General features: G+C 68.1%; 23 protein-coding genes. 13 read left to right on the plus strand and 10 right to left on the minus strand.

Annotation, left to right across the window (positions count from 1 at the left end; translation table 11 throughout):
- The first annotated feature begins 51 nt into the window (after window positions 1-51).
- The 3 genes from J2728_RS18390 (at window position 52) to J2728_RS18400 (ending at window position 1424) form a co-directional block, all read left to right on the plus strand.
- Window positions 52-438, plus strand: a complete 387-nt coding sequence (locus J2728_RS18390) for a hypothetical protein (RefSeq protein ID WP_310001480.1) — start codon at window positions 52-54, stop codon at window positions 436-438.
- A 63-nt stretch (window positions 439-501) separates the two neighbouring features.
- Window positions 502-837 (plus strand): GIY-YIG nuclease family protein, encoded by a 336-nt coding sequence (locus J2728_RS18395; RefSeq protein ID WP_310001481.1) that lies wholly within the window; start codon window positions 502-504, stop codon window positions 835-837.
- On the plus strand, window positions 837-1424 hold the full coding sequence (locus J2728_RS18400) for a DUF2239 family protein (protein WP_310001482.1): 588 nt from the start codon (window positions 837-839) through the stop codon (window positions 1422-1424). The genes J2728_RS18395 and J2728_RS18400 overlap by 1 nt, the downstream gene beginning before the upstream one ends.
- Here the strand turns inward: J2728_RS18400 and J2728_RS18405 are convergent.
- From J2728_RS18405 to J2728_RS18415, 3 genes are read right to left on the minus strand one after another with little or no spacing between them, the layout of a single operon-like run.
- Window positions 1379-2422: a ThuA domain-containing protein gene (locus J2728_RS18405; protein ID WP_310001483.1), complete on the minus strand. Its 1044-nt coding sequence runs from the start codon at window positions 2420-2422 to the stop codon at window positions 1379-1381. The genes J2728_RS18400 and J2728_RS18405 overlap by 46 nt on opposite strands.
- Before the next feature lie 8 nt (window positions 2423-2430).
- Window positions 2431-2817, minus strand: coding sequence for a VOC family protein (locus tag J2728_RS18410; protein WP_310001484.1), 387 nt, complete (start codon window positions 2815-2817; stop codon window positions 2431-2433).
- A gap of 42 nt (window positions 2818-2859) precedes the next feature.
- Complete coding sequence (locus J2728_RS18415) at window positions 2860-3867, minus strand: SDR family oxidoreductase (protein WP_310001485.1); 1008 nt, start codon at window positions 3865-3867, stop codon at window positions 2860-2862.
- 110 nt (window positions 3868-3977) lie between these two features.
- On the opposite strand from J2728_RS18415, the gene J2728_RS18420 reads away from it, so the two are divergent.
- Window positions 3978-5393, plus strand: a complete 1416-nt coding sequence (locus tag J2728_RS18420) for an MATE family efflux transporter (RefSeq protein ID WP_310001486.1) — start codon at window positions 3978-3980, stop codon at window positions 5391-5393.
- Here J2728_RS18420 and J2728_RS18425 read toward each other — a convergent pair.
- Both J2728_RS18425 and mdoH read right to left on the minus strand, forming a co-directional pair.
- Window positions 5390-6286, minus strand: a complete 897-nt coding sequence (locus J2728_RS18425) for a cobalamin biosynthesis protein CbiG (protein WP_310001487.1) — start codon at window positions 6284-6286, stop codon at window positions 5390-5392. The two genes, J2728_RS18420 and J2728_RS18425, sit on opposite strands and share 4 nt — an antisense overlap.
- Before the next feature lie 90 nt (window positions 6287-6376).
- Complete coding sequence (mdoH, locus tag J2728_RS18430) at window positions 6377-8371, minus strand: glucans biosynthesis glucosyltransferase MdoH (RefSeq protein WP_310001488.1); 1995 nt, start codon at window positions 8369-8371, stop codon at window positions 6377-6379.
- 388 nt (window positions 8372-8759) lie between these two features.
- Between mdoH and J2728_RS18435 the strand changes: the two genes are divergently transcribed.
- Window positions 8760-9005 carry a copper-binding protein gene (locus J2728_RS18435; RefSeq protein ID WP_310001489.1) on the plus strand — a complete coding sequence of 82 codons (246 nt, stop codon included), beginning with the start codon at window positions 8760-8762 and terminating at the stop codon, window positions 9003-9005.
- A gap of 3 nt (window positions 9006-9008) precedes the next feature.
- Here the strand turns inward: J2728_RS18435 and J2728_RS18440 are convergent, their stop codons facing one another.
- Window positions 9009-10034: an NADP-dependent oxidoreductase gene (locus J2728_RS18440; protein WP_310001490.1), complete on the minus strand. Its 1026-nt coding sequence runs from the start codon at window positions 10032-10034 to the stop codon at window positions 9009-9011.
- A 115-nt stretch (window positions 10035-10149) separates the two neighbouring features.
- Here J2728_RS18440 and J2728_RS18445 point away from each other — a divergent pair, with 115 nt between their 5' ends.
- Together J2728_RS18445 and J2728_RS18450 are read left to right on the plus strand one after the other, a co-directional pair.
- Window positions 10150-11067, plus strand: coding sequence for a Gfo/Idh/MocA family protein (locus tag J2728_RS18445; RefSeq protein WP_310001491.1), 918 nt, complete (start codon window positions 10150-10152; stop codon window positions 11065-11067).
- 31 nt (window positions 11068-11098) lie between these two features.
- Window positions 11099-11737 carry a LysE family translocator gene (locus J2728_RS18450; RefSeq protein WP_310001492.1) on the plus strand — a complete coding sequence of 213 codons (639 nt, stop codon included), beginning with the start codon at window positions 11099-11101 and terminating at the stop codon, window positions 11735-11737.
- Window positions 11738-11746: 9 nt separating this feature from the next.
- Here J2728_RS18450 and J2728_RS18455 read toward each other — a convergent pair whose 3' ends face one another.
- From J2728_RS18455 to erpA, 3 genes are all read right to left on the minus strand, one after another.
- The gene (locus tag J2728_RS18455; protein ID WP_310001493.1) at window positions 11747-12652 is read right to left on the minus strand and encodes a hypothetical protein; all 906 of its coding nucleotides are present in this window, start codon (window positions 12650-12652) and stop codon (window positions 11747-11749) included.
- 54 nt (window positions 12653-12706) lie between these two features.
- Window positions 12707-13495 carry an exodeoxyribonuclease III gene (gene xth, locus J2728_RS18460; RefSeq protein WP_310001495.1) on the minus strand — a complete coding sequence of 263 codons (789 nt, stop codon included), beginning with the start codon at window positions 13493-13495 and terminating at the stop codon, window positions 12707-12709.
- Window positions 13496-13563: 68 nt separating this feature from the next.
- Complete coding sequence (gene erpA, locus J2728_RS18465) at window positions 13564-13896, minus strand: iron-sulfur cluster insertion protein ErpA (RefSeq protein ID WP_310001497.1); 333 nt, start codon at window positions 13894-13896, stop codon at window positions 13564-13566.
- Between the two features lie 88 nt (window positions 13897-13984).
- Between erpA and J2728_RS18470 the strand changes: the two genes are divergently transcribed.
- The 5 genes from J2728_RS18470 (at window position 13985) to scpB (ending at window position 18645) form a co-directional block, all read left to right on the plus strand.
- Window positions 13985-15169 carry a deoxyguanosinetriphosphate triphosphohydrolase gene (locus J2728_RS18470; RefSeq protein ID WP_310001499.1) on the plus strand — a complete coding sequence of 395 codons (1185 nt, stop codon included), beginning with the start codon at window positions 13985-13987 and terminating at the stop codon, window positions 15167-15169.
- 161 nt (window positions 15170-15330) lie between these two features.
- Window positions 15331-16116, plus strand: a complete 786-nt coding sequence (ftsN, locus tag J2728_RS18475; protein ID WP_310001500.1) for a cell division protein FtsN — start codon at window positions 15331-15333, stop codon at window positions 16114-16116.
- Window positions 16113-17150 carry a beta-N-acetylhexosaminidase gene (gene nagZ, locus J2728_RS18480; protein ID WP_310001501.1) on the plus strand — a complete coding sequence of 346 codons (1038 nt, stop codon included), beginning with the start codon at window positions 16113-16115 and terminating at the stop codon, window positions 17148-17150. Before ftsN ends, nagZ begins: the two co-directional genes overlap by 4 nt.
- Window positions 17147-17971 carry a segregation and condensation protein A gene (locus J2728_RS18485; RefSeq protein WP_310001503.1) on the plus strand — a complete coding sequence of 275 codons (825 nt, stop codon included), beginning with the start codon at window positions 17147-17149 and terminating at the stop codon, window positions 17969-17971. Before nagZ ends, J2728_RS18485 begins: the two co-directional genes overlap by 4 nt.
- Complete coding sequence (scpB, locus tag J2728_RS18490; RefSeq protein WP_310001505.1) at window positions 17968-18645, plus strand: SMC-Scp complex subunit ScpB; 678 nt, start codon at window positions 17968-17970, stop codon at window positions 18643-18645. Before J2728_RS18485 ends, scpB begins: the two co-directional genes overlap by 4 nt.
- A 9-nt stretch (window positions 18646-18654) precedes the next feature.
- Here the strand turns inward: scpB and J2728_RS18495 are convergent, their stop codons facing one another.
- Window positions 18655-18969: a hypothetical protein gene (locus J2728_RS18495; protein ID WP_310001507.1), complete on the minus strand. Its 315-nt coding sequence runs from the start codon at window positions 18967-18969 to the stop codon at window positions 18655-18657.
- 272 nt (window positions 18970-19241) lie between these two features.
- Here J2728_RS18495 and tatA point away from each other — a divergent pair, with 272 nt between their 5' ends.
- On the plus strand, window positions 19242-19466 hold the full coding sequence (gene tatA, locus J2728_RS18500) for a twin-arginine translocase TatA/TatE family subunit (RefSeq protein WP_310001509.1): 225 nt from the start codon (window positions 19242-19244) through the stop codon (window positions 19464-19466).
- The last annotated feature ends 65 nt before the right edge of the window (window positions 19467-19531 follow it).

Here is a 19531-nt window from a genome sequence, read left to right on the forward strand (position 1 = left end):
TGTCCCACCCTGATGGTCTGAGCGGCCGATTTGGCCGGGTCGGAGGTCGTCATGTCCATCATGACATCCAGTACGCGTCGCGCGGGCGACCACTTCGAACCTACGGATACGGACCCGCAGGTCCAACGTCGCATGCGTGGCTATCTCGAACAGATCGACTACACCGCCTTCGCCTCGAACAAGGCGGTCCTGTCCGTGGCGCTCCCACGAGCGGAGGGCGAGCAATTTCAGCGTCTGGCGGTCGCGGCCTCGACCGCGCGGGCGCGCTGGGTGACCGAGGCCGTGGCGATGGCCGACGGCGGGCACTCGCTGTCGGAGGCCCAGGTGGCCCGTCTGCATCACCTGCGTTCGACCTACGAGGAGCTGACCTCGGTCTATGAAGCCATGCGCCGTATGGTCGAGCGCGGCTACATCGCCTACCGCCCCATCTCGGCGTAATTTCTCCCGGGTAATATTGACTCGGATTATTATCCGGGTAAAAGGCGCGTCCAGGAGGCGATCATGTCCGGACGCAAGGCGCTGTCGCGCGCATACAAAGAGCGAAAGATCGAAGCGGGCGTCTACGCCGTGCGCTGTTTGGCGAGTGGAGAGGTGTGGGTCGGCTCGACCGCGGACCTCGCGACGCGCCAGAGCGGGGTATGGTTCACCCTGCGCCTGGGTTCGCACCGCGAGCCGACCCTGCAGGCGGCGTGGAATGGGCATGGCATCGACGCTTTCGCGTTCGAACCTCTCGAGACCGTCGATGTGGAGGGGCTGGACAACTTTGGCCGGACCAGCCGTCTGAAGGATCGCCGCGACCACTGGATCGGGACGCTGAACGCGCGAGGGTTGAACTGATGGAAGAGCGTTACATCGTCTTCCATGGCCATCGGCGCGTGGCGTCGGGGAGCCGTCTGGACGCCGCCTTGGCGGCGCATGCGCTAGCCGCCGAGGCGGAGGTTCTGGCTTTCGGTCCGGACGGACGCGGGATCGACTTCGACTTGACGGGCGGCGCCGAGCGCATCTCGGAGCGCTATGCGCCGATCGAGGCGACGAGGGGGCGGGGACGTCCCAAGCTTGGCGTCGTCGCGCGGGAGGTCACCCTGCTGCCGCGTCATTGGGAGTGGCTGGCAAGCCAGCCCGGCGGCGCCTCGGTGGCGATGCGCAAGCTGGTCGAGGCCGCCAGCCGCGCCGCCGAGGGACCCGATCGCATCAGGACAGCCCGCGAGGCGGCCTACCGTTTCGCGTCGGCCATGGCGGGAGACCTGCCGGGCTTCGAGGAGGCGATGCGCGCTCTGTTCGCGGGCGAAGACATGGCGTTCGAGGCGCGGATCGACCTCTGGCCCGGCGACATCGCGGCCCAGATGCGGACCTACGCGGCGGAAGCCTTCGGACCCGATCAGCCGGCGGACTTGGCTACCACCTCGGCCAGCAAGGCGGAGTAAGCCGCGTCGAACGGCGCGCGGTCGCTGTCGGGCTTCATCGGCCACAGCGGCCGCAGCGCCGCGGCGCGCGTCGCCGCGTCGCGCAGCCACGCCGGATCGGCCTTGGCCAGGCGAGCCGCGCGCTGTTCGATCTCGGCCGGCGAGCGTCCGTCATGGGCGAGCAGCGCGCGCAGGGCCCAAAGCGCCTGCTCCTCGGGATTGGGCTTCGCGGCGCCCGGCAAGCGGCCTGCGGTCCAGCGCACCGCGTCGACGATCTGCTGGCGATAGCGAGGGTCGTCCCAGGTGCTCGGGGTGTGGCCAAGGTTGGTGTAGAACAGCCGCCCCTTACCGATCTGGCGCGTCCAGGTGACCGGCACGAACCAGGGCCGCTTCAGCGCCATGTCGCTGAAGTCCAGCGCTTGCAGCACGCGGACCTTGGCCGGCTCGTAGTCGGCGTACTGGTAGATTTCCTCGGCGAAGGCGAACCGGCGAGGCCAGGCCTGGTTCATCGGTTCCTTGGCGTCGCCCAGGGCCTGGACGGTGATCGGCGTGCCTTGCGTCCAGGGATGGCCGGCGAACTTGCCGTTGATGAAGGCGGTGTAGGTTTCGCCAGGGCCGTCATAGGGCCAGCCGGTGTCGGTGGCGCTGTGCAGGCCGACGAAGCCGCCCCGGCCGCTCTTGATCCAATCCTGGATGGCGGCCCAGGTCGCGGGGGCGATGGGCAGGGCGCCGGTCGTGTAGAACACCAGGACGTCGATGTCCTTCAGCGTTGCCGGCGTGATCGTGCTGGCGTCGCGGGTCGAGCGGACTGAGAAGGCGCCCGAGCGTGCTCCGATTTCCGCCATGGCGATCTCGGACAAGGTCGGGCCGTTGCTGGCCTTCGGCGCCATGACCGGCGCGTGCACGAAACCGACCGACTGATCGACATAGAGCACCCTGACCTTGCCATCCTTGGGCGCGGCCAAGGCGGGGAACGCGAACGCCAGAAGCGTCGCGACGAGAACGAACAGGCGCGTCATGGCGGTCTTTAAGCCCCTGGCTGCAAAAGGTCCCAACGGTTCCCGTGGAGATCCTCGAACACCGCCACCGTACCGTAGGCTTCGTGGCGCGGTTCTTCCAAGAACTTCACGCCGGCCCCGCTCATGCGCGCGTGGTCGCCGGCGAAGTCGTCGGTGTGCAGGAAAAGCCAGACCCGGCCCCCGCCTTGGCGGCCGATCGCCTCGGCCTGGTCGCCACTGGCCTTGGCGAGAAGGAAGTCCGTGCCCTCGGAGCCAGGAGAAACGACCACCCAGCGCTTGCCGCCGCCCATGTCGGTGTCCTCCACCAGGTCGAAACCCAGCTTGCCGACATAGAAGGCGATCGCCTCGTCATAGTCGGCGACAAGTAGGGAGACGAGAGCGACGCGGCGGGCCATGGGCGACTCCTTGAACAGGAGTTGCTCTTAGCACGCGCCGGCTCAGCCGCCGCTATAGCCGCCGATGATCGGCAGGATCTCGCCGGTGATGTAGCTGGAGGTCTGGGGCGAGGCGAGGAAGACGTAGGCCGGCGCGATCTCCTCGGGTTGGGCCGGACGCTTCATCGGCGTCTGGCTTCCAAACTTGGCGACCTGGGGCCCAAGCTTGTCGGCGGGGTTCAGCGGCGTCCAGACGGGACCGGGCGCGACGGCGTTCACGCGGATCCCCTTGTCGACCAAGTGTGTCGCCAGCGAGCGGGTGAAGGCGTGGATGCCGCCCTTGGTCATCGAGTAGTCGAGCAAGTCCTTGTTGCCCAGGAGGCCGGTGACCGAGCCGGTGTTGATGATCGCGCCGCCCTTGGGGAGGTGCTTCACCGCCGCCTTGGCCATGTGGAAATAGCCGTAGAGGTTGGTCTTCAGCGTGCGGTCGAAATGCTCCTCGGTCAGGTCCTCGAACTCGGTGACATGCTCCTGGAAGGCGGCGTTATTGACCAGGACGTCGAGCCGACCGAACGCCTCCACGGTCTTTTCGACGGCGGCTTGGGCGTAGGCTGGATCGGCGACGTCGCCCGGCAGCAGGATAGCGCGGCGGCCCTCCATCTCGACAGCCAGTCGCGTGGCCTCGGCGTCCTTGTCCTCGCTGAGATAGGCGATGGCCACGTCGGCGCCTTCGCGGGCGAACAGCACCGCCACGGCGCGACCGATGCCGCTGTCGGCGCCGGTGATCAGGGCGACCATGCCCTCGAGCTTTCCCGAGCCCTTGTAGAACGGCGCGTCGTACATGGGCGCCGGATCGAGGCGATATTCATCGCCAGGCTTGCTCTGGTGCTGCTCGGGGAACGGCGGCGCGGGGTAGGGGCGCGCGCCGGCCTGCATGGCCTCGGACTTTTCCTCGTCGTTCGGCTGGAAGGAGCGTTTCTCTTTCGCGTCCAGGGGCGCCTGGATGGCGCGTTCGGCCTCGGCGGCGCGCTCGCCGGCCTGTTCGAATTCGGGCGTCTGTATCTCGGCCATGGCTGCCTCCTGGGGGTGAGCCCGGAAAACCACTGGCGGGGCGCGATGTTCCAACCGCTGCCGAAAGCGGTTGCCCGAGAAGGGGGCTTAAGCCACCTTGCGCGCCTTCTTTGACATTGGTGACTTCGATGCCGCGCGACGCGGCCGGAACGGCGCTCACTCCCGAGCGGCCGCGCGGCCCCATTCTGACCGATCTGATCGAACTGCTCCGCCTGGCGGGGCCGGTCGTGCTGTCGCGCCTGGGCATCATGGTCATGGGCCTGACGGACGCGATCGTCGTTGGCCACTACTCGGCCCAGCAACTGGGCTTCCACGCCATGGCCTGGGCGCCGTCCTCGATCTTCGTGACCATGAACGTCGGCCTGCTGGTCGGCGTGCAGGTGATGACCGCGCGCGCCATCGGGGCGGGGCGGCGGCACGAGACCGGCGCCGTGCTGCGGAGGGGACTCAGCTACAGTCTCTGGTTGGGCCTGGGCGGCATGGCGCTGCAGGCGCTGCTAGGGCCGTTGTTCCTGCATAGCCTCGGCCTGAAGGACGGTCTGGCCGACGGCGCGACCTTGCCGCTGATCGTCTTCGCGCTGTCCTTGCCGCTCTATTCGGTATCCGTGGTGCTGACCTTCTGGCTGGAGGGGCTGGCGCGACCGACGCCCGGCGCGGTGATGATGTGGCTGGCCAACATCGTGAACCTGGCCGCCAACCTGATGCTGGTGCCCGGGACCATCGGCCTTCCGGCGTTGGGGGCCACCGGCGGCGCCTGGTCGACCTTCGCCGCGCGTCTGGCGCTGTTGGTCGCCCTGGCGATCTATGTGCTGCGCATGAGGGAGGCGCGCGAGCTTGGCGTCTTCGACAAGCCCGCCCGAGATCGACCCGCCGAGATCGAGCAGCGGCGGATCGGCTATGGCGCCGGCGCGTCGAACTTCTTCGAGGTCTCGGCCTTCGCCGGCATGAACCTCGTCGCGGGCTGGATCGGCGCCTTGGCCGTCGCGGCCTGGGCGGTGGTGCTGAACGTGGCGGCGATCATCTTCATGATCCCGTTGGGCGTGGCCTCGGCGACAGCGGTGCAGGTCGGGCGAGCCTATGGCGCGCGCGACCCGGCCGGCATGACCCGCGCCGGCTGGATCGCCTTCGCGGTGATCGCGGTGATCGGCGTGATCGCGGGTCTGCTGCTCTATCCGACAAGGCACTGGGTGGCCCTGGCCTATACGACCGATCCGGCGGCGCTGGAGCTGATCCTGCCGGCCCTGGTCCTGACCTGCTTCTTCCTGGCCCCGGACGCGGTGCAGGTCGTGGCGGCTCAGGCGCTGCGGGCCCGAGGCGAGGTCTGGGTCCCGACCATCACCCACCTGATCAGCTACGCCCTGGTCATGGGCCCGCTGGCCTGGTGGCTGGCGATCCCGCGCGGCATGGGCCTGAACGGCGTGGTGCTGTCGGTGATCGCCACCAGCTTCCTGGCGGCCGGCTTCCTGCTGGCGCGGTTCAGGATCCTGGATCTGCGGGACCGAAAGCTGGCGCGCGAGGGCGCCTAGGCCCCCAGGATCCAGCCTTCCTCGGTTTCGGCCACGGTCAGGGCGTCCTCGTCCAGGTCCTTGGGCGCGGCGAAGACGGCGGCCAGCTTGCCCGTCTCGTCCAGCTTGGCGAAGTGCTCGGCCAGCTCGCGCACCTGGGCCAGGTCCTTGACCTCGCCGGGGGCGGGGACAGCCTTCAGCAGCGACGGATAGACCTCGGCCACGACGACCTCGACGCCCTCGAGATCGGCCTCGGTCAGGGTCTTGAAGCCCGTCTCGAACGGCCAGACGCGCACCGCCTCGCCGCGCGCGTCCTTCAGGCGGCGCGCGGCCGGGATGCCGACGATCGCCTGACCGCCAACCGAGCCGTTGTAATAGAGCTTCCAGATCGAGTGCGCGCCTTTCGCGGCCTTGTCGGCCTGGCGGAACTCGGGAAGGTCGTCGGGGCCGTGCTCGCGGACGCGCTTGGGCTGCAGCGTCGTCAGGGCGTCCTTGGGCGGGCAGCCCCAGAACGGGAACGGGCCGCCGGTCAGGCGGCGGTTGATTTCCGAGCCGACGCCGAAGCGGTTGTTGGTGTTGTCGGCCTTGTCCTTGACCATCTTGGCCAGCTGGTCCCAGACCGCGCGCCAGGGCTTGTCGCCGGGCAGGGCCAGGGCCTTGGCGAGGCCGCGCGGGAAGCCCAGCGGGAAGTCGAAGCCGACCAGGGCCCGCTCGCCGCGCTTCTTCAGGTCGTCGAGGATCGCGGCCAACCGCGTCTCGGCCTCGGCGCGGGTCGCCGGATTGTAGCTCTCGAAGGTCAGGCGAAAGCGCACGTCGCGCTTGAGCACGCCGATCCAGATGGAGTCCGCGCCCGTGCTCGGCTTGGCCGCGGCGCTCCAATCCACGATCACATAGGCGCTGAACAGACGCGACACGGCGCACGGCTCCGGAAGAGAAACGAAGTCGCGCTTCTACTCTTCCGAGAGCCTCGCGGCCAGATCATCAAAGCGCTTGACGCGCGGATATCAGGCCGCGTCGCGGATCTTGGTGGTCGGGCCAATCGGGCGGCCATTGCGGGCGAACCAACGGATCGGCGGCTCGCAGGACGGACCCAGGGCCGCGCGGACGATGGCCGGCGGGCGGCGCTCTTCCGGGGTCATGAACAGTCCGTTGGTCTTCAGCTTCAGGCCGGCGACCTTGTGGGCGCCCAGCATGGTCAGCGGCACGGCCAGCACCAGACCCAGCAGGATCGGCGCGGTCGAGGTGAACAGGTCCGGCGTGAACCAGAAGACGCTGGCCAGGACGAGACCCGCGGCGCTGATCCAGCCCATGGCGGCCGAGGCCTCCTTGAAGCTGACTTTGTCGGCGTCGCGGCGCTGGGTGGCCCAGCCGCCGACCTTGCCGGCCAGGATCTCGACGATGGCGCGGGTCTGGGTGAACATCAGCATCGGCGCGACGAGGGCCGACAGCAGCATCTCGACGGCCAGGCCAGCGGCCATGCGGCGCTTGCCGCCGAAGCCCTTGACCTCGGCCTTGCGGCTCAGGACCAGGATCGCGCCCAGGATCTTCGGGCCGAACAGCAGCACGAAGGTGATGATCATGGCCCAGGCGGTGGCCTGGATCTCGCGCCAGTCGATCAGGGCGTGGGCGGCGGCCTGCAGGTCAGCCATGGTGAAGGCCGCCTTCTTCAGCTCGGGCATCAGGGCGCGCGAGGTGATCCCGGCCGTCAGGGCGATGAACCACAGCGGCGACAGGGCGTAGCTCAGCACGCCGATGACGAGGTGCAGGCGGCTCATCCAGTGCAGGCCGGGCAGGCCGACCAGCGGCACGTGTTGGATATTGCCCCGGCACCAGCGACGGTCGCGGGTGGCGAAGTCGAGCAGGTTCGAGGGGCTCTCCTCGTAGGAGCCTTCCAGGTAGGGGGCCAGGTGCACGCTCCAGCCGCCGCGGCGCAGCAGGGCGCTCTCGAGGGCGTCGTGGCTCATCACCTCGCCGCCGAAGGGCTTGGGGCCGTTCAGGTGCGGCAGACCGCAGGTCTCGGCGAAGGCGCGGGTGCGAACGATGGCGTTGTGGCCCCAGAAGGAGCTCTCCGCGCCCGACCACCAGGCCAGGCCCGTCCACGCGACGCGGCCATACAGGCGCGTGGCGAACTGCAGGGTGCGGGCGAAGATCGTCTGGCCGTTGATGATCATCGGCATGGTCTGGATCAGGCCGGCGCCCGGATGACGCTCCATCGCGTCGGCCAAGCGGACCATGGCGTCGCCCGTCATCAGGCTATCGGCGTCCAGCACCAGCATGTGCTCGTAGGCGCCGCCCCAGCGGCTGACCCAGTCGGCGATGTTGCCGGCCTTGCGGCCCGTGTTTTCCTTGCGGACGCGATAGTAGACGTTGCTGTGGGCCTCGCGGCGGAAGCGGGCGAAGCAGGCCTGCTCGGCCAGCGCCACCTGGGCGTCGCGCGTGTCGCTGAGCACGAAGATGTCGAAGTGACGGCTGAGGCCGGTCTCGGCCAGCGAGGCGTCCATGGCGCGCAGACGGGCGAAGACGGCGGCGGCGTCCTCGTTGTGCACCGGCATCAGGATGGCGGTGCGGGTGTGCAGCTTGGGCATCGGCTTTTCGCTGTCGATGCCGAGAGGATCCTTGGGCTTGCCCAGCAGGATGACGAAGCCGGCCACGGCCGTGCAGAACCACAGCGACAGGGCCAGGAACAGCGGGGCCAGCAGGGTCAGGACGATGGCTTCCAGCCGGGTCACGCCGCCCAGCGCGATGGTGTCGAACGTGGCCTTCCAGCCGGCGACGCCCATGACGATGGTGGCGAGCGCGACAACCCAGCGGCGCATCGTCATGCTGGAGACGATCGCGGCGGCGCGGCGAGCGCCGCCTTGCCAGAAGCCCAGCGGCTGCACCGGCATGGCCAAGGGCACCTCGGCGGGGATCTCGACGGTCTCCCGCCGCTGCACGACCTGATCGAGGGACACGCTCGTGGAGGTGCGCACGTCGAAGAGGGCGGAACGATCGCTCATATCGTCAGATCTCGGACTTTTTCCGGCGAACCGGGCTCTCTCCGCGTGTTTCGCCGCCGCGGGGCCTTTCCGCGTCGTCTCGGGTTCGCTAGGGGAACCGTGCAAGCGCGCGTGACGGATACATGACGGCGAAAACCGGCGTGGAGAAGCACCGGCGACGCACACAGTAAAACCTCGATCACAAATTCGCTACCAGAAATCACGCCGATTTCGCAGTTGCGAGAAAATGCACCGAACGCGCGCCCGGCGAGATCTGATCGCCTTATGGGGGAATTTCGCTAAGATGATGAATTGCCGGTACTTTTTTGCTTTGGCTGGCCTCGCGGCGCTGGCGGCCTGCGGCGATACGTCCGAAACGGGGCGCGCGAAGTCAGCCGCGGTAGAGGCCGTGGAGTCTACCGAAACGCTTCCGAGCTACGAGGCCCAGGGCGTCATCTCCAGCCTCGAGGGTCAGATTCTCACGCTCGATCACGACGGCGCGAGCGCGGCGGGACTAAGGGCGGGCCGCGACCGCTTCAAGGTCTATGCCGACGTGCTGGCCGAGGCGCCCATCACACCCGGAGCCCGCGTGAAGTTCCAGTTCAAGAAGACGCCGACGGGGCTCGAGGTGTCGAAGCTCGAACCCCGCGACTAGACCCTAGCTCAGCTTCACCAGCATCTTGCCGAGGTTCTCGCCGGTGAAGAGCTTTACGAACGCGTCGGGGGCGCGCTCGACGCCGTTCTCGACGGTTTCCTTCCAGGTGATCTTTCCGGCCTTGATCCACTCGGCCATGTCCTTGGCGAATTGCGGGAACATGTCGATGTGGTTCGAGACGATGAAGCCTTCCAGGCGCAGGCTCTTGCCGACGGCCTGGATGATATTCGACGGACCCTCGGGCTTACCGGTTTCGTTGTACTGCGAAATCATCCCGCACAGGGCGAAGCGGGCGAAGGGGCGCGCCGAATTGATCGCCGCTTCCAGGTGCACGCCGCCGACATTCTCGAAATAGACGTCGATGCCCTTGGGGGCGACCTTGGCGAGTTCGGCAACCACGTCGGGCGTGGCCTTGTAGTCGATGACGTGATCGACGCCGATCGACTTCAGGAACGCCACTTTTTCAGGACCGCCAGCCGAGCCGATCACGGTGTGGCCCTTCAGCTTGGCGATCTGGCAGACCACCGAACCGACCGCGCCCGCGGCGGCCGAGACGAACACGACATCACCGTCCTTCAGCGCCGCCACGCGCAGCAGGCCGACATAGGCGGTCAGGCCGGGCATGCCGACCACGCCCAGGAAGGCCTGGGGCGGGATGCCGTGGGTGTCGAGCTTGGTGATGGCGCCCAGGCCGCCGGCCGCGAGCGCCTTGGGCGAGGCGTTATAGGCTTCGCGCCAGCCGAACATCGAGCTGACGATGTCGCCCGGCTTGAAGTCGGGATCGTTGGACGCGATGACCTCGCCGACCGCGCCACCCTGCAGCGCCTGGCCGATCTGGAAGGGCGGCACATAGCTGGGGCGGTCGTACATGCGGCCGCGCATGTAGGGGTCGACCGACATCCACAGGTTCCGAACCTGGATCTCGTCGGGACCCGGGGCGGGCAGGTCGACGGTGGCCAGTTCGAAGTTGGAGGCCTGGGGAAGCCCGACGGGACGGCTCTTCAGGCGGATCTCGCGCGACGTGGTCATGATCTTCCTCCCCTTGGCCCAGCCAAGCGTTGTCAATTTAAACGAATGTTTAGCGCGTCCTTACGCAAGGCTCCAGTGCTTCTATGCGGTCGCGAAGCGGAGTAGACAGCGCGCCATGACCCAGACTCTGAAAGCGGGCGTCGTCGGCGCCGGTGTGTTCGGCGGCTATCACGCCAAGAAGTACGCGGACCTGCCGGGAGTGACGCTGGCGGGCGTGTTCGACGTCGATCTGGCGCGGGCCCAGGCCTTGGCCGCGCCGCTGGGCGCGGAGGCCTTCGACGACATGGACGCCTTCCTCGCCGTCGTCGACGTGGTGACTGTCGCGACGCCGGCCGTGCACCACGCGGGCGCGGCGCTGGCGGCGCTGAAGGCGGGCAAGCCGGTCTATTCTGAAAAGCCCCTGGCCGTGACGCCCGATGACGCCGACAAGATGGTGGCCGCCGCCGACAAGGCCGGCGTGCCGCTGGCCTGCGGCCACCAGGAGCGGGTCGTGTTCCAGGCCATGGGCCTGCTGGACATCCCCGAACAGCCGCTGCGGCTGGAAGCGGTGCGGCGCGGCACGCCGTCGGATCGCAACCTCGACGTCTCGGTGGTGCTGGACCTGATGATCCACGACATTGACCTCGCCCTGGCGCTCTGCGACGGCGAGCCGGTCGCGGTGGAAGGCGAGGGGGCGATCACCCGCTCGACCTCGCTGGACTGGGTCAAGACCGAGGCGACGTTCGATAACGGCTTCACCGCCGTGTTCGACAGTTCCCGCGTCGCCGAGGCGCGCGAGCGGACCATGAAGGTTGTCTATCCGTCCGGCGAGGTCGAGATCGACTTCCTGACGCGCGCCTTCCGCAACACCACGCCGTACCCGCTGATCGAGAACTTCACCGAGACGCCGGCGGGCAAGGACCCGTTGGGCCTGTCGGTGGCCGGTTTCCTGGCCGCCGTGCGCGGCGAGGCCCCGCGTCCCGTGGTGACGGGGCGAGAGGCGGCCCGCGCCCTCGACCTGGCGCTGGCGGTCGAGCAGGCGGTAGAAGGCTAGGGCTCACCCCGCCTATCTCGTGGAGACGATCTTGCCGCACGACGCCTGGCCGATCGATCCCGCCGTCCTCCTGCCGTTCTTGGCGGCGGTGACCCTGATCGAGCTCACGCCAGGCCCAAACATGGGCTATCTGGCCGGCCTTTCGGCGGTGGAAGGTCGGCGCGCGGGGCTGGCCACGGTGGCCGGGATCACCTGCGGGCTGCTAGCCTACATGCTGGCCTCGGTCGTGGGGCTGACCGAGGTCCTGCGGGTCAACCGCCACCTCTACGACCTGCTGCGGTGGGCGGGCGTGGCCTATGTGCTCTGGCTGGCGCTCGATGCTTGGCGGGGCAAGGACAAAGCCGAGGCGCTTCGAGACGGCTCGAGCGACTGGACGCATTTCCGCAAAGGCCTGTTCGCCAATCTGCTGAACCCGAAGGCGGCGTTGTTCTACGTCACCTTGTTGCCGGGCTTCGTTCAGCCGGGCCATGCTTCGCCCTTGGCCCAGGCCTTGATCCTGGGCGGCGCGCACATCGGGGTCAGCATCCTTGTCCACGGAACCATCGTCCTCTCCTCGGACGGGCTGGCGCGGCGGCTTACCCTTGTTGGGCGTAGCGTCGTGGCGCGTAGAACATTCGCGGTCGCCTTGGCCGCGACCGCGGCTTGGATCGCCTTCGAAACCAGCCGGTAGGGCGATGTGCTATTCGTCGAGGTCGAACGGCAGCTCGTTCTGATCGCTGGGCGCTTCGCGCCGCGCCTTGGAGACGGGCTTATAGGTGGGCTCGGGCGGCGGCGGCGCTGGAAAGGTCTCTTCGTCGTCCCAGGGCGGATCGTCGAACATGTCCGGCTCGGTCGAGCGCGGTCGCGCCGAGGCCGGGCGAGCCACCTGGTCGAACGACGAGTGCCGCGCGGAGGGCGTCGGCGTCGCGGCGGCGGGAGCGGGCTCGGGCGAGGCGAACATCTCATCGTCCGCCTCCTCTTCGAAAGCGTCCAGGGGAGGCGGCGGAGCGACGGGACGAGCCGGTTCGGGCGGCGGCGGGGGGCGGACGGTGACCGGCGCGGCCTTTTCTGGACGCGGCGGCAGCGGGCGGCGGACGATCGCCTCGCAGCGCGCCAGCCAGCGGTTGGCCTCCTGCACCAGTTCGCCGGCCGAGCGGCTTTCGCGGCGCTGCTCGTCGCCGGGCGCCCACAGGTCGAGCGTGAAGTCCGGATGGCGCGGGTCGTCGAACACGAGGCGCAGGGTGACGGTGTCGGCCTGCGGCGACATGTGGTCGATGGCGCGCCGGCCTTCGCCCCGGAAGACTCGGCCCATGACCTGATTGTCGACCAACAGCTCGGCCCCGGTCAGCTCATCAAGGCGATAGACCAGGCACCAGGCGCCGCGGTCCCAGGCGACGGCCAGCAGATTGGTCGAGAAGGAAAAGCCCGCGCCGCGCCCGCGTCCGCGCGCGACGATCACGCCTTCCGGCTCGCTCTTGAGCACATTGCGCAGGGCCCGGCGGATGCGCCGGTCCTCGTCGCCGTACCAGATGGCGAAGCTGCCCATGAACGTCACCGCCGTGCCGGCGATGGCCACGAACAGCAAAAGACGCGCGAGTTCGCTCATGAGCGGCAGACTAGCGGCGCTTGCGATTCCCGCCCAGAGGGGCGGAAACGCGCGTCAGATTTTGAAATGGCCTACGACCGGCACGTGATCGGACGGCTTTTCCTTGTCGCGCTCGTCGCGGTGGATGACCACGTTTTCCAAGCGATCGGCGGCCTGTGGCGACAGCAGCAGGTGGTCGATGCGGATGCCGAGATTCCGCTGCCAGGCGCCGGCTTGATAGTCCCAGAAGGTGTAGCCGCCCGGCGCGCCGTCGGCCTGCATGTAGGCGTCGGTCAGGCCCAGGTTCTTCAGCGCGCGAAAGGCGGCGCGGCTTTCGGGGCGGAACAGGGCGTCGCCCAGCCAGGCCTCGGGATTGGCGACGTCCTGGGCCTCGGGAATGACGTTGTAGTCGCCGGCGATAACCAGCGGCTCCTCGAACGCCAGCAGGCCTTGGGCGTGGGCGTGCAGGCGACGCATCCAGGCGAGCTTGTAGTCGAACTTCTCTGTGCCGATCGGATTGCCGTTGGGCAGGTAGATGCCCACGACGCGGAACGGCGTCGGCGCGCCGATCACCGCCTCGATATAGCGGGCCTGTTCGTCGACCTCGTCCTCGGACAGGAAGGGAAGCCCCTTGCGCACGTCCTCGACCGGGTGCTTCGAGAGCAGGGCGACGCCGTTATAGGTCTTCTGGCCGTGGACGACGACGTTGTAGCCCAAGCGCTCGAAGGCCTCGGCGGGGAACTTCTCGTCGACGCACTTGATCTCTTGCAGCACCGCGACGTCGGGCGCCTCGGCCTCGAACCAGCCGAGCACGCGCTCCAGGCGGGCGTTGACCGAATTGACGTTCCAGGTGGCGATGCGCATCGAGGACTCCAGACTTGAGGCCGGAAGCTAGGGCCCAAGACCGGGTGGCTCAAGGCGCCGCGTTCGACTTAGATCGAGAAGCTGACGCCGCAGCCGCAGCTGGACTTGGCGTTCGGGTTGCGGACCCGGAACTCCGCGCCGGCCAGCTCGTCGACGAAGTCAATCTCCGAGCCCTTCAGCAGGGCCAGGGAGACCACGTCCACCAGCGCCGCGGCCCCGTCGCGCTCGACCTTCAGATCGTCCTCCTCGACGGAGTCGACGAGATCGAAGCGGTACTGGAAGCCCGAGCAGCCGCCGCCGTCCACCGCGACGCGCAGCATGAGCGGGCGGCCCTCGCTGGCGGCGATGGCCTTGATCCGGCGCGCGGCGTTTTCGGAAAGCGTTAAGTCTGTTTGGGTCATGGCTGTGGAAAAATCACCTTCGCCCTATATGAGGGTGTCGGGGCCTCTTCGGAAGGGGCCAAATCGACCAACGCGATAAAGGCGGTCTATGTCTCAGGTCCCGTACTTCGTCCCGCGCGCGCCCTACGCCGAAGATCCGTTCAAGTCGAAGGGCCGTCGTTTCAAGGAGGAAGAGAGCCGCACCCGGACGCCGTTCGCGCGCGACCGAGACCGCATCATCCACACCTCCGCCTTTCGTCGCCTGAAGGAGAAGACCCAGGTCTTCGTGGCGCACGAGGGCGATAACTTCCGCACGCGCCTGACCCACTCGCTGGAGGTGGCGCAGGTGGCGCGCTCGCTAGCCACGGCCCTCGGCCTGGACAGCGATCTGGCCGAGACCATCGCCCTGGGCCACGACCTGGGCCATCCGCCGTTCGGCCACGCCGGCGAGGACGAGCTCGAGATCCAGATGCGCGAGTACGGCGGCTTCGACCACAACGTCCAGACGTTCAGGGTCGTGACCGAGCTGGAGCACCGCTATCCGGACTTCCTCGGCTTGAACCTGACCTGGGAAACCCTGGAAGGGATCATCAAGCACAACGGGCCGGTGACCAATAAGCTGGGCAAGCCGTCCTGGAAGGCGATCTCCAAGTACGACAACGAGTACGAGCTGGGCCTGGACAGTTGGGCCTCGGCCGAGGCTCAAGTCGCGGCGCTAGCCGACGACATCGCCTACAACAACCACGACGTGGACGATGGCGTCACCGCCGGCCTCTTCACGCTGGACGAGCTGATGGACGTGCCGCTGATCGGCCCGATCCTGTTCGCGGTGAAGAGCGAGCGCCCCGACCTCGACCCGCGCCTGACTCATCTGGAAGCCATCCGGCGCATGATCGGCGCCATGATCGACGACGTGATGGGCGAGACCCTGCAGCGCGCCGCGGCGACCGGCGTCCAGTCCGCCGACGACGTGCGACGGCTGGACCACGCCCTGGTCGCCTTCTCGCCGGACATGGCGGAGGATCTGGCCCGCCTGCGCTCGTTCCTCTACGAGCGCATGTACCGCCACTGGCGCGTCAATCGCACGCGCAGCCAGGCCCGCCGTATTCTCGGCGAAATGTTCGCGCTATTCCTCAAGGAGCCGGAGGTTCTTCCGACCTACTGGTTCGCCAAGTCGCAGAACCGCGACGAAGCGGGCAGGGCGCGCGTGGTGTGCGACTACATCGCGGGCATGACCGACCGTTTCGCGATAGAAGAGCACCGCAAGCTGTTTCATCTCGACGTCTGGAACTAGGCTTCCGAGCGCTGGGGCGAAGCGGCTAGGCGAGTTCGCCTCGTCCGCCATTCACGCGGCGCGAATGCTTCTGGGACGGCGCGGGCTTGGGGTAACCTGAGGCCGGCGCGTCCGATTCGAGGCCTTCGATCCGCGCCCGAGTTTTTGGAGCTTAGCTTAAGATGTCCGATCCGCACCGCGGGGCCTACACGCCGCCCACCGACGCGCCTCTGTCGTTTGACGCGCGGCAGCCCGTGCGCGGCGCGCGTCCGCTGCCCATGACCCTGATCATCAGCGCGGTGGTGCTGGTCACCCTGGTCGTCGGCGTGGCCTTGGTCTATCGCGGCGGCATCCGCGATCCCAACGCGCCGCCGCCCGCCGTGGGCGCCCCGGTGGCCGAGATGAAGACGCCGCCCCCGGCCAACAGCCAGCCGCAGGACCCCGCGGCCGGACTGCAAATCTACCACAGCGAGGACGGCCAGCCCTCGGCGACCTTCGCCGCCCCGCCGGAGACGCCGCAGCCGCGTCCGGCGGTTCCGTTGAACACCGCGCCGGTGCAGACCGCCGCCCTGCCGCCGGCCAAGCCGGCCGCCGCCGCGCCGACCATCGAGTCGCTGGCGACCGACGCCGTGGCGCCCAAGCCCGCGCCGAAGCCCGTTCAAGTGGCCGCGACGACGCCAGCCCCGAAGCCCGTCGCCGCCGCGCCCAAGCCCGTCGCGACCGCCACCGGTCCGGCCTCGGTGCAGATCGGCGCGTTGTCCTCGCCCGCCCTGGCCGACAAGGCCTGGACCGACGCCGTCCGCCTTGCCCCCGGCCTCGCCGCCGGCAAGGGCAAGAAGGTCGAGGCCGTCGACAAGAACGGGACCACGCTCTACCGCACCTCGGTCACCGGCTTCCCCAGCCGTGAAGCGGCCAAGGCGTTCTGCGAGGCGATCGCCGCCTCGGGCAAGTCCTGCTTCGTCAAATGAGCCTGCTGATGGGCGCTTCTTCCGCCGCCATCCTCGGCTGCGCCGGGACCACGTTGACGGCCGAGGAGGTCGCCTTCTTCAAGGACGTGAAGCCCTGGGGCTTCATTCTGTTCAAGCGCAACATCGCCGATCCCAATCAGGTCCGGGCCTTGACGGCGGCGCTGCGGGAGACGGTCGGCCGGCCCGACGCGCCGATCCTGATCGACCAGGAGGGCGGCCGCGTCGCCCGCCTGCAGCCGCCGCATTGGCGGACCTATCCGCCGGGCCGCGCCTATGGCGAGCTGGTCGCCAACGATCCGCTGGTCGCCCGCGAGATCACACGCCTGGGCGCGCGGTTGATCGCGCATGATCTGCACTCCCTGGGGATCAACGTCGACTGCGTGCCGGTGCTGGACGTGCCCGATCCGCAAGGCCACGAGATCATCGGCGACCGCGCCTATGGCGACACGCCCGAGCAGGTGGCGACGCTCGGTCGAGCCGCCGCCGAGGGGCTGCTGGCCGGCGGCGTCCTGCCGATCATCAAGCACATTCCCGGCCACGGCCGCGCCCTGGCCGACAGCCACCTGGAGCTGCCGGTCGTGAAGGCCAAGCTGGCCGAGCTGGACGCGCGCGACTTCGCGCCGTTCCGCGTGCTGTCCGACATGCCGATGGCGATGACCGCCCACGTCGTCTACACGGCCATCGACCGCAAGAACCCGGCGACCACCTCCAAGAAGGCCATCAAGAAGATCATTCGCGAATCCATCGGCTTCGACGGACTTCTGATGAGCGACGATCTGTCGATGAAGGCCCTCTCCGGCGACTTCAAGCAGCGCGCCAAGGACAGCCTATCGGCTGGCTGCGACGTCGTCCTGCACTGCAATGGCGACATGGCCGAGATGAAGGCCGTGATGTCGGGCGTCGGCAAGATGTCCAAGGAAGCCCGCCGTCGGGCCCAGGCGGTCATGAACCGGCTGGTCAGGGTTCCCGAGCCCCTCGATGTCGCCGAGGCCCGCGCCCGCTTCGATGCGGCGTTCGGCGGAAAGTACGCTTGAGCACGGGCTTCCAGCCCACATTCGACTTCGAGGCCGCCCAGGAGGCGGCCGAGGACGGCGCCGCGCTCGTCATCGACATCGACGGCTACGAAGGTCCGCTGCACGTCCTGCTGGCCTTGGCCCGTAGCCAGAAGGTCGACCTGCTGCAGCTGTCGATCACGCGTCTGGCCGAGCAGTACCTGGCCTTTGTCCAGCAAGCCCGGCGCGTGCGCTTCTCCCTGGCGGCCGACTATCTCGTCATGGCCGCCTGGCTGGCCTATCTGAAATCTCGCCTGCTGCTGCCCAAGCCCGAACAGCCCAAGGCCGAGGAGCCGCCCGCCGAGGAGATGGCCGCCCAACTGGCCTTCCGCCTGGCCAAGCTGGATGTCATGCGCAAGGCCGTCGAAGCCCTGAAGGAACGCCCGATCCTGGGCCAGCAGGTCTTCATGCGCGGCGACCCAGAGGCGGTGAAGATCGTCTCGTCGACGCGGCTGGAAGGCGACCTCTACGGCCTGATGAGCGCCTATATCGAGCAGCGCAAACGCGAGCATAGCCGCCACTACGCCCCCCGCCCCCCCACGGCCTATCCGCTGGAGGACGCTCGCGATCGCCTGCGGAGCCTGCTGCCGAGGATGGAGGACTGGACGGTTCTGTCCTCCGTCGCGCCGATCGAGCAGGCGCTCGAGGACGACGACGGGCCGACGCCAGCGTCCTATCTGGCCTCGACGCTGTCTGCCTCGCTGGAGCTGGTGAAGGAAGGCGTGCTGGAAGCGCGCCAAATTGGGGCGTTCGAAGACATATACTTGCGGACCAGGGCCGAGCCGCCGCAAATCGCCGAATGACCACCGAGCTGGATCCTCTCTTCGTCGAGCGCTGCATCGAGGCGCTGCTGTTCGCGGCCGCCGAGCCGCTGAGCGACGTCGACCTGGCCAAGCGCCTGCCGGAAGGCGCGGACATCGCCGCCGGAATCGCCGGCCTGCGGACGCGATACGCGGGCAGGGGAATCGAGCTGATCGAGGTGGCCGGGCGCTGGCGCTTCCAGACGGCGCATGACCTGGCTTTCCTGATGACCGAGGAGCGCGAGGAGCCGCGTCGCCTGTCCAAGGCCGCTCAGGAAACCCTGGCCATCGTCGCCTATCACCAGCCCGTCACGCGGGCCGAGATCGAAGCCGTGCGTGGCGTCCAGGCCAGTCGTGGCACGCTGGACGTGCTGCTGGAGCTGGGCCTGATCCGGATGCGTGGCCGGCGCCGCACGCCCGGCCGTCCGGTGACCTTCGGCACCACCGACGCCTTCCTGGAGCATTACGGCCTGGCCTCGCTGGCGGACCTGCCGGGGATCGCGGAGATGAAGGCCGCCGGTCTCTTGGAGATGAACTTGCCGCCAGGCTTCAACGTGCCGGATCCGCTGGGCTTGCGCGCGGCCGGCGACGAGGAGGATCCGCTGGACCTTGACGATGGCGAGACGCCGGAGTTCGCCCAGGACTTCCTGGGCGAGCCGGAAAAGGCGGACGGCTAGGGCGCTTTTCTAGGCGAGGATGTCGGCGACCAGGCCCGTCTGGCCCTTCTTGCCGATGTCGTTCTGGACCTGCTGCTTGATCATGTCCTGGATCTTGTCCTCGATCTTTTTGCGATCTTCGGTGGACATGGCCTTCACCTGCTCCTCGGTGACGCCGAGCTTGGCCAGGATCATCGCCCGCATCTTCTCGGCGGGCGACTTGGACTGGAACTTCAGGAACTCGTCCTTGGCCGTGGGTTCGCCGATGGGCGAGGACGTGGAGGCGGACGAGACGGCGCCGGCATAGGCGTAGGGCGACGAGTAACCGACCGAGGAAATCGACATGTGATGCGCTCCCGAACTCAAGGGGTGCGACATCTTGGCAAGAAACGCGCCATGGCCACGAAGCCATGCTTTTCAAAGGTTTGAGCCTCGCGGCCTTGCCGTGGAGCCCGTTTGGGCGGTCAAGTTGGCCGAGCAGAACCTGCCGAGCTTTGTTCAGGGCGAAGCCTTCGCGGTGAGCGATGGTCGGCGGCCCATCGAGCGCCTATATTCCAGGGCATGTTGTAACGACGCGTCGCAGCGGCTATCTGGCGCTGTCGCAAGGAGTCTAGGTTATGGGAAGCTTCGGTCCTATCCACTGGATCATCGTCGCCGTCGTGGTGCTGTTGCTGTTCGGCGGTCGCGGCAAGCTGTCGGGCATCATGGGCGACGCGGCCAAGGGCATTCGCGCGTTCAAGGATGGCCTGAAGGACGACACCAGCAGCGAAGTCGCCGACAACAAGACCAAGGGCGCGCTGCCGCGCACCGAGGCCGAAGCGGAAGAGCTTCGCAAGTCGTAAGGTTTAGGCGGGCGGGGACGGTCTCCGCGCGTTTCGGTCTACTCTTCCGCGGGGGGTCTTGAAGC

This window comes from Caulobacter segnis, from assembly GCF_031454995.1.
GTDB classification, from domain to species: Bacteria; Pseudomonadota; Alphaproteobacteria; order Caulobacterales; family Caulobacteraceae; genus Caulobacter; species Caulobacter segnis_E.

Excerpts from the sequence above, each read along its gene's own strand:
- J2728_RS18390 (WP_310001480.1), top strand. The coding sequence starts at position 52 with ATGTCCATCATGACATCCAGTACGCGTCGCGCGGGCGACCACTTCGAA.
- J2728_RS18395 (WP_310001481.1), top strand. The coding sequence starts at position 502 with ATGTCCGGACGCAAGGCGCTGTCGCGCGCATACAAAGAGCGAAAGATC.
- J2728_RS18400 (WP_310001482.1), top strand. The coding sequence starts at position 837 with ATGGAAGAGCGTTACATCGTCTTCCATGGCCATCGGCGCGTGGCGTCG.
- J2728_RS18405 (WP_310001483.1), bottom strand. The coding sequence starts at position 2,422 with ATGACGCGCCTGTTCGTTCTCGTCGCGACGCTTCTGGCGTTCGCGTTC.
- J2728_RS18410 (WP_310001484.1), bottom strand. The coding sequence starts at position 2,817 with ATGGCCCGCCGCGTCGCTCTCGTCTCCCTACTTGTCGCCGACTATGAC.
- J2728_RS18415 (WP_310001485.1), bottom strand. The coding sequence starts at position 3,867 with ATGGCCGAGATACAGACGCCCGAATTCGAACAGGCCGGCGAGCGCGCC.
- mdoH (WP_310001488.1), bottom strand. The coding sequence starts at position 8,371 with ATGAGCGATCGTTCCGCCCTCTTCGACGTGCGCACCTCCACGAGCGTG.
- J2728_RS18440 (WP_310001490.1), bottom strand. The coding sequence starts at position 10,034 with ATGACCACGTCGCGCGAGATCCGCCTGAAGAGCCGTCCCGTCGGGCTT.
- J2728_RS18445 (WP_310001491.1), top strand. The coding sequence starts at position 10,150 with ATGACCCAGACTCTGAAAGCGGGCGTCGTCGGCGCCGGTGTGTTCGGC.
- J2728_RS18455 (WP_310001493.1), bottom strand. The coding sequence starts at position 12,652 with ATGAGCGAACTCGCGCGTCTTTTGCTGTTCGTGGCCATCGCCGGCACG.
- xth (WP_310001495.1), bottom strand. The coding sequence starts at position 13,495 with ATGCGCATCGCCACCTGGAACGTCAATTCGGTCAACGCCCGCCTGGAG.
- erpA (WP_310001497.1), bottom strand. The coding sequence starts at position 13,896 with ATGACCCAAACAGACTTAACGCTTTCCGAAAACGCCGCGCGCCGGATC.
- J2728_RS18470 (WP_310001499.1), top strand. The coding sequence starts at position 13,985 with ATGTCTCAGGTCCCGTACTTCGTCCCGCGCGCGCCCTACGCCGAAGAT.
- ftsN (WP_310001500.1), top strand. The coding sequence starts at position 15,331 with ATGTCCGATCCGCACCGCGGGGCCTACACGCCGCCCACCGACGCGCCT.
- nagZ (WP_310001501.1), top strand. The coding sequence starts at position 16,113 with ATGAGCCTGCTGATGGGCGCTTCTTCCGCCGCCATCCTCGGCTGCGCC.
- scpB (WP_310001505.1), top strand. The coding sequence starts at position 17,968 with ATGACCACCGAGCTGGATCCTCTCTTCGTCGAGCGCTGCATCGAGGCG.
- J2728_RS18495 (WP_310001507.1), bottom strand. The coding sequence starts at position 18,969 with ATGTCGATTTCCTCGGTCGGTTACTCGTCGCCCTACGCCTATGCCGGC.
- tatA (WP_310001509.1), top strand. The coding sequence starts at position 19,242 with ATGGGAAGCTTCGGTCCTATCCACTGGATCATCGTCGCCGTCGTGGTG.